At 35.5% G+C, this 4,587-nt stretch carries 5 protein-coding genes and 2 pseudogenes; 4 read left to right on the top strand and 3 right to left on the bottom strand.

Annotated features, from left to right (window positions below; all coding sequences use genetic code 11):
* The 3 genes and pseudogenes from UC75_RS20420 to UC75_RS06320 form a co-directional block, all read right to left on the bottom strand.
* Positions 1-380: pseudogene (locus UC75_RS20420) on the bottom strand (aspartate-alanine antiporter); the annotation flags it as partial.
* Between the two features lie 581 nt (positions 381-961).
* Complete coding sequence (locus UC75_RS06325; RefSeq protein WP_049837052.1) at positions 962-1,372, bottom strand: tautomerase family protein; 411 nt, start codon at positions 1,370-1,372, stop codon at positions 962-964.
* Positions 1,363-1,680 carry a carboxymuconolactone decarboxylase family protein gene (locus UC75_RS06320; RefSeq protein ID WP_049837051.1) on the bottom strand — a complete coding sequence of 106 codons (318 nt, stop codon included), beginning with the start codon at positions 1,678-1,680 and terminating at the stop codon, positions 1,363-1,365. Before UC75_RS06320 ends, UC75_RS06325 begins: the two co-directional genes overlap by 10 nt.
* Positions 1,681-1,772: 92 nt before the next feature.
* Here UC75_RS06320 and UC75_RS06315 point away from each other — a divergent pair, with 92 nt between their 5' ends.
* The 4 genes and pseudogenes from UC75_RS06315 to UC75_RS20415 all read left to right on the top strand — a co-directional run.
* On the top strand, positions 1,773-2,654 hold the full coding sequence (locus tag UC75_RS06315; protein WP_049837050.1) for a LysR substrate-binding domain-containing protein: 882 nt from the start codon (positions 1,773-1,775) through the stop codon (positions 2,652-2,654).
* A 279-nt stretch (positions 2,655-2,933) separates the two neighbouring features.
* A complete protein-coding gene (locus UC75_RS06310) occupies positions 2,934-3,542 on the top strand; it encodes a paraquat-inducible protein A (protein WP_016137639.1) in 609 nt (202 codons plus the stop codon).
* A complete protein-coding gene (locus UC75_RS06305) occupies positions 3,539-4,348 on the top strand; it encodes a paraquat-inducible protein A (protein WP_049837049.1) in 810 nt (269 codons plus the stop codon). Before UC75_RS06310 ends, UC75_RS06305 begins: the two co-directional genes overlap by 4 nt.
* 7 nt (positions 4,349-4,355) lie before the next feature.
* Positions 4,356-4,587, top strand: a pseudogene (locus UC75_RS20415) (mammalian cell entry protein); the annotation flags it as partial.

Below are 4,587 nucleotides of genomic sequence, written 5' to 3'. Positions count from 1 at the left end.
CCCGCAGCAAGACCCGCGGCCAAGCCTTTATCGAGATGAAAAATTTTAGCCATCACTAAAACAGTGACTAAACCACACACTGCCATGAATACTGCTAAAAGAATTTCTTTTATGGACTGTGGCCCAAGCGATTTAAAAAACTGTGGACCACTTTCAAAGCCTACTGCGTAAATGAAGAGAGCAAACAAAATTGCTTTAACACCGTTATCGACAGGTACGCCAATAAGGCTTAAAACAACTGCGACGAGTAAGGAGCCTGCGACTCCACCAAATTGAAATTTTCCAAATTGGAATTGTCCAATCCAGAAGCCGATTGCGAGTGATAAGAACAATAATATTTCGGGGCTGTGCTTTAAAACACCTTGTAACCATTCAATCATTTTGATCTCACTTTTATTATTAGATCTATCTTTAATATATAAAATTATTTATTTTTCATTTTTTAAAATACAGTATGAAAATTACTTAAGCAAACCTTCAAGTTGAGTGGTTTTCTTAAGTTTAATTATAAAAAATAATGTGCTTAAAATACGTGTGACCCAAGGTCTGGTGGTAATTCTGAGTGTTTAAATCAACTATTAATTTTTTAATGAAAGGTAAAATTTATTTACAATAATATAAAGAATATTTTATGAGATTAAAGCGTCTTGCTTATATCTAATCTTGAAAATAAATTGTCAATATATTGATATTTAAATAATTAATTTTTAATTGCTAGACTGGTCCTAATTTTTAAATAAATTAAAAAATAATCTACTTAAAATTAAATTTTTGATAATCGTGTCGCATAATTTATTCTATATATTTAAATTAATCTTCATAATAATATTTAAGTTTTAAAATTTGCTTATATTTAAATAAAATTTATATAAAAATATAAAGCTTCTTTATATCGAAGCTTTATAGTTGAGATAATTTAACTTATTAAAAATGATGGGTTAGAGGAATTTAAATTAGAAAATTAATTTATTGATTTTAATGTTTTCAAATAAAGATCAGCACGCTGTGCATGTCCAAAGCACCAATCTTCTGCGCTATTTTGCACAATCACAAACATGACATCTTGCTCAGGAATGCTAAATTTTTGATGGAGCTCTGCTGTTACATGCTGCATTAAATCTGATTTTTGCTGAGCTGTTCGAGGTTTACCCGAAGTGATGTAGAGCAATATGAACTTTTCAGTACGGGGCGCCGTTACCCAATAGTCAGGGTCAACCAATATGCTGCTTTGGGTTAATTGTTCAAAAAGGTGGAAACAATCATTTTTGGGAGTATCGAAATAGCGTTCCATACAAGTTTGCACAATTTTTGAGATCTGAGTTTTTTCAAGATCTGAATATGCATAACTAGTTGTAAAACGAATCATTGGCATGACCATATCTCCTCTGGCATATGTTCAAGGGCTGAAATAGCGGTGGGTAGTCCTGTATAGAAAGCAAGGTGGGTAATCACTTCAATAATTTGTTCTTTGGAAATACCTTCATTTAGAGCATTTTTGATGTGCCATTCAAGCTGTGAATAGCGGCCTTGCAAAACAAGTGCGGTGATTGTAATAAAACAACGTGTTTGGGTATCAAGCATCGGCCTTTGCCAGATATCAGCAAATAAATAGTCTTTGCCTAATTCATAAAGCTTGGGTGAAATACTTTCTAAATTATTAATATCAATTTTTCTGAACATTTTAGAACTCGATATTGATGTTGTTGTAGCTAATATGGCAGTTTGTTATAGTTAAAAAAATCTAAACTTTTCTAAGTAATGGTTCAGTTTTTATGAATGATCATGCCAAACTTCCGACCAATCTTGATTTAGATGCCTTACGTGCATTTGTTAAAGGAATCGAGCTTGGGAGTTATCAGCTAGCAGCACAACAGTTATGCCGTTCTCCGGCCGCAATTAGTGCGCAATTAAAAAAATTAGAACAGCAAACAGGTTGCCAGCTTCTTAGAAAACAGGGCAGGTTATTAGAGCTTACCCCAAGTGGTGAATTGTTATTTAGCCATGCAAAAAACATGTTGGCTATTAACGATGTGGTTCTTTTAAAATTGCATCAGACTCAAGCCAGCGGGATCATTCGTTTTGGTTTACAAGAAGATTTTGCTGAAGGAGCCTTACAGCAACTCATTGCTCAGTTTATGTTTCAGCACCCTAATGTACAGTTTCAAATTCAGGTCGATCGAAATCTTAACTTGATTGATAAAGTACAAAAGCAAGAGCTTGATTTAGCCCTGATCTGGCAACAGGTTGAAGCACATGAAAAATTTTATGAACTACGGAGTGTAGGGACTGAGTGGTTATTTTGCTCTCATCCACATATTCAGCAAATTATTGAAAATAAAGCTTCCATTCCACTCGTGGTATTACAGCAGCCTTGTATTCTAAGACAAATGGCTATTCAGACACTCGAAGAAAAAGGTATGGAATGGCACATTGCTTATGAGTGCAATTCTGTACAGGCTTTGTGGCCCGCAATACGTGCAGGTATAGGCATAAGTTTAAGATCATTATTTCAAATACCTTCAGATATCAAAATTTTAAACAGTGCTGAATTACCTCAACTTAAATCTTTATCGTTTGGGTTGTATTCCAATTCAAAATTAGAATCTGGCTATATTATTCAGCAATTTCAAAGATATATTGAACAGCACCTCTAGTAATTTTTCTGTCTATAGAATTGAATTTAACTAGATAGTCTTTGGTTTAATTTATATTTTCATTTAACTTGGTAGTCAAAAGGTTCCCTATAAATTATTTTGGGAGCGGTAAAATAATCAAATTTTTCATTTTTCTCTTATATTTCTTAACTTGAAAATTGATATACCAATGATATAAGTTAAATTTTGGAATGATATTTGCGTGTAGTAAGTCATCGTTTTAGGTAAAACAAGCTCGTTGAAGAAAGTAATACAAACTATAAATTTCAGAGTATAACTATGAAGCTTAAAGAATTAGCAGGTTGTGAGGAGTGCGATACTGTCTATCGTAGAACCCCGCTTGCTTATGGGAAAAGAGCTTATTGCTTATGCTGCGGTGCTGAGCTCTATCGGCACACCAAACCTTTTTCGACATTATTGGCTTTGATCTTAACGGCATTAATCGTATTTGTTATTGCCAATAGCTTTCCGATTGTAAAAATTGAATTACAAGGCAATACATCTGAAACGACCTTACTTGGGGCAGTCTGGGTGATGTTTCATTATGATCGGGCTTTTGTTGGCGTACTCATCTTAATCACTACCTTTATTGTGCCGCTTTCCTATCTTCTATTACTTTCCTATGTACTGGGTACGGTAAGTGTATTAAAGAAAAGACCAACATTTTTGGTGATTGCCTTACGCACACTTTTCTTTATGAGAGTGTGGGGAATGGTTGAGGTGTTCTTAATCGGAATTTTGGTCACGCTTGTAAAGTTAATGGGAATGGTCTTGGTGATTCCCGAGATTGCTTTATGGGCATTTGCGATCTTAAGTGTATTGTTGGTCTATATTACTTCCATAAAGGTGAGTGATATATGGAACGAAATTGATAGGTCACTGCCATGAAAACGATAAAAAAAGTGACCCAAACAAAAAGCTCGCAGCATGGGTTGGATCTTAAGCAATACCCAAGAGCCAAGGATCTTTCATTAATTGTCTGTCACTGCTGTGGCATCGTAAATTCTGCTCAAAATGAAAAAAGACGACTCAACCAAGGCCCTCAAGTTTTACGTTGTATTCGATGTAATAGCGTGCTGCATTCACGTAAGCCAGCGAGTTTAAATCGAACTTTTGCCTTAGTAGTGGCTGCGACCATTCTCTATATTCCAGCCAATGTACTTCCAATGACGGTGACTGACTCACTTTTGGGAAGTCAGCAAGATACCATCATGAGTGGGGTCATTTACTTCTGGCAAAGTGGGGACTATCTGGTTTCAGTGGTTATTTTCATGGCCAGTATTTTTATTCCCATGTTGAAGCTACTGATTTTGTATTTTTTATTAGTGGCGGTTTATCTTCAACAATCGGCAGGTTGGAAATTTTTACCCGACCAATGCGTAAAATTATATCGAATTGTTGAGTTTATTGGCCGTTGGTCAATGATTGATGTATTTGTTGTGGCATTATTAACAGCACTCATTCAGATTCAATCACTTGCTACCATTTTAGCAGGACCGGGTTCGATTGCTTTTGGCGCAGTTGTGGTGTTAACCATGTTTGCGTCGTTAAGTTTTGACCCACGTATTATTTGGGATAACTTCTACGCATCTCAAAATACCAATAAACCTTCTTCTTTTGCTTCAGAAAAACCAAAGATTATTCAGGCAGAGCATCCGCCGTTGAATAATGATTCCATTAATCCCAGTCAATAAAAGAACAATGAGTATGTCTGAAAATGAAATAACCACTGGTAACTCAGATCATCGTGATCCGGATGTTGAACTGGATAACATGAATGATTTGCCAGAACCCCAAGAAAAGAAAAGTCGATGGAAGCCTTTACTCATCTGGCTCATTCCATTAATTGCTCTTTTAATCGCGCTTTCATTAGCGATAAAGGCGTTACTGTCTCATGGTCCTACCATTGATGTGTCTTTTCGCACGGCTGAAG

It is taken from the genome of Acinetobacter sp. V2 (genome assembly GCF_001188385.1).
GTDB lineage: Bacteria > Pseudomonadota > Gammaproteobacteria > Pseudomonadales > Moraxellaceae > Acinetobacter > Acinetobacter oleivorans.
This window is presented reverse-complemented; position numbering and strand designations above follow the sequence as displayed.